At 42.3% G+C, this 3,066-nt stretch carries 3 protein-coding genes; 1 reads left to right on the top strand and 2 read right to left on the bottom strand.

Annotated features, from left to right (window positions below):
* Positions 1 to 86: 86 nt before the first annotated feature.
* The gene (locus PN499_RS09595) at positions 87 to 1,769 is read right to left on the bottom strand and encodes an ISL3 family transposase (RefSeq protein WP_272031611.1); all 1,683 of its coding nucleotides are present in this window, start codon (positions 1,767 to 1,769) and stop codon (positions 87 to 89) included.
* Between the two features lie 138 nt (positions 1,770 to 1,907).
* The gene (locus tag PN499_RS09590) at positions 1,908 to 2,060 is read right to left on the bottom strand and encodes a hypothetical protein (protein WP_272031610.1); all 153 of its coding nucleotides are present in this window, start codon (positions 2,058 to 2,060) and stop codon (positions 1,908 to 1,910) included.
* A 65-nt stretch (positions 2,061 to 2,125) separates the two neighbouring features.
* Between PN499_RS09590 and PN499_RS09585 the strand changes: the two genes are divergently transcribed.
* Positions 2,126 to 2,977: a GNAT family N-acetyltransferase gene (locus PN499_RS09585; protein WP_272031609.1), complete on the top strand. Its 852-nt coding sequence runs from the start codon at positions 2,126 to 2,128 to the stop codon at positions 2,975 to 2,977.
* Positions 2,978 to 3,066 lie beyond the last annotated feature (89 nt).

Genomic DNA, 3,066 nt, shown 5'->3' with positions numbered 1-3,066 from the left:
GGGTCTTGGCAACTTTTGGTGATCGGAACCAATGGCGTATGGCGATCGCTGTTTTTTCAAACTACTTCTAGGGAGAGAAAAACCATTTACATCTTGATTAAAAAGCGGCGACTTAATAAATCGATACTAGCGCGACCATACATTTGTCGTTTCAGCATTTTTAATCGATTAATATGTCCTTCAACCGGGCCATTACTTACAGATAAAGTCACACCCGCTTTAACAGAATCATAATCCTCACGTAACCGCACTGCAAAACGTTGAATGGGAGAAATATTGCTATTAATAGCACGCTCTAACCAGCCATCCAGTTGTTTCGGGTTGCGTTGACGCACAAGAGTTGTAAAATCTTGTGCGATTTCAATAACTTCACCTAACTCAGAGTGGCTTTTTAATAAGATAATAAGTTGTTGGTCACTGGCATCTAGCTGTGTGAATTTTTGCATCACTAATCCCGCTACTTTCCGAGGGGTTAAAGCACATCTTAAAGGTTCAACAACTTGAGGTAAAGGTTTATGGATAATACGTTGTCTAAGCTGAACTCCTGTCGCTTCACGCAGACGACGAGTGTAACGAGCAACGGTATCATAACTACCCGAATAACCTTGTTTTTGAATGTCTTCAAATAGTTTTTTTGTATCATAACACTTTTGATTCCATTGTTCAAGGAGATAGTCTTTATAGGGATCTAACTTGCTACGTCCTCGGTCACTACGACCGTTGCGTTCTTGAAATGTTGAATGCCGCAAGTACCGGAACACTGTAGTGCAACCAATACCTAATTTTCTGGCAATTGCTTTTCCTGATAAACCTTGATGCCGTAACTCCCACACTTGTTGATGAATAATAACTCTTCTTTCTCGACGTTGAATCGCTTTTGATACTTCTTTTTTGGTCTGATTTGATGCCGGAGGTAAGGCGACGATTTCAGTCTGATTAGCATCCCTGGCTGGGAAACCAGTGTGTAGTTTTTCCACCTCTTTAAGGGTTTTTAGTTGGCTGCCAAATACTTGTGCGAGCGCTTCTGCGAGGTTTTGTAAAATATGAAAACGGTCAGCAACTTGAATGGCATTGGGGGCTCCTTGCAGAACACCTTTTTCATAAGTTCGGGAGCGATCGCGTGATACTATTTCTACACCGGGATGTTCTTTTAACCAATCGGCTAGGGTTTCGGCTTCACGATCTTTGAGAATGGCTATGGGTTGACTTTTTTCAAGTTCAAGGTCAACTAATATAGAGCCATAGGTGTGGCGTTTACGAAAAGCAAAGTCATCAACTCCCAGAATTCTAGGGGTTTGAATTGGTGCTAGGGGAATTCTACGCACTAAGTTTAATAGAGTATTGCGACTTACTTTGAAGCCGAAATATTGGCTTAATCTAACTCCGGCATTCCCAGCTAAAGATAAACCAATAGCTGTTAAATGTTGAGTTAATCGTTGCGTTTTTCTTGCCCATGTTGCTGCTACATCTGTAATTCTTTCCGCAAATATGCGGCGCTGACATCGGGGATTGATACAGAAAAACTTTCGGACATTTAACTGTAAAGTGACTCGGAAATTCGCCCAAGATAAATCACTTAATTTTCGTCTGTATTGACTGTGAATGCGATGACTTACTGCTAAACAAACCGGACATCTGACTGGATTTTGGACAGAAGTGACATTGACTGCGATCTGAGTTGCTGTTTTGTCCAACTCCCAGCTATTTAATTGTAAAATTTCGGGGCTGGGTAGTAAACTCGGAATAATTTCTGCAAATGTAATGTTCATTTAGAGTGCTTAATAACACTCAATTATAAGAGGGTTGAAGAATTATTTGGTGAGTACATTTCAATATTACATGAGTGACTGGGTGGTATTGACGATCGCTTGCAGTTGGCTCATGCTACTCTGACATATCTACATGGGTCACAAAGATTCTGGAGGTAAGGCGCACAGGCAAGGAGTATTGCGATCGCTACTCTTGAAATCACAAGCATGGACTTCGTTCGCAAGCACGACGATCTCAGCCGGGACAATATGAGTTTGATGCGATCGCCATACGCCATTGGTTCGGATCACCAAAAGTTGCCAAGACCCCAATTTATTTGCAAATACCAAGCAGATAGACAAGTTGAAAATGAATTATGCAGAATAGTAACTATCAAATCAGAGTGATGACTCGCCAAGAAGTAGATATCGCGATCGCATGGGCTGCGGCAGAAGGATGGAACCCAGGGTTATACGATGCTGATTGCTTCTACGAGGCCGATCCAAACGGTTTCCTAATCGGATTGCTTGGAGATGAACCTATTGCAACAATTTCCGCCGTCAAATATGGCGATTCCTTTGGCTTCCTTGGCTTTTATATTGTCAAGCCAGAGTATCGCGCAAAGGGTTACGGCCTCCAGATATGGAATGCTGGTCTTGCATACCTCAACGGTCGAACTATTGGTCTTGATGGGGTAGTCGCTCAACAGAGCAACTACAAGAAATCTGGGTTTATATTAGCTTATAAAAATATCCGATATCAAGGAATTGGCGGCGGTTTTTTCCCGACTGATTCAGAAATTGTCCAGTTATCTACGATTCCTTTTGATGAGATATGTGCATACGATCGCGCGTTTTTTCCCGATAGTCGCGTACAATTCCTAAGATGTTGGATTAATCAACCTCAAACTACAGCAATAGGTATTCTCGAAAACAGTAAGTTAGCAGGTTACGGTGTCATTCGCCCCTGTCGTTCTGGATATAAAATTGGCCCGTTGTTTGCAGATAGTCCGTTGTTTGCAGAACATTTATTCTTAGCTTTAAAGTCAAATGTTCCAAAAGACGCGCCATTTTTCTTAGACATACCATCAGAGAATTCATCGGCCGTCGATTTGGTGAATCGGCACAATATGATTGTCGCCTTCGAGACAGCGCGGATGTACAAAGGAAAAAGCCCTAATTTACCGATAAATCGACTGTTTGGTGTGACGACTTTTGAACTTGGGTGAGCGCAATTCACGGCAGAAAACCCTTTGATCTGACTACTATTCTGCTACGTAACGCCGCCTTCTAGGCGGTTAAGAAACCGCCGAGAAGG

Origin of the sequence: Kamptonema animale CS-326, assembly GCF_028330895.1 — a bacterium.
Classification (GTDB): domain Bacteria; phylum Cyanobacteriota; class Cyanobacteriia; order Cyanobacteriales; family Microcoleaceae; genus Kamptonema; species Kamptonema formosum.
This window is presented reverse-complemented; position numbering and strand designations above follow the sequence as displayed.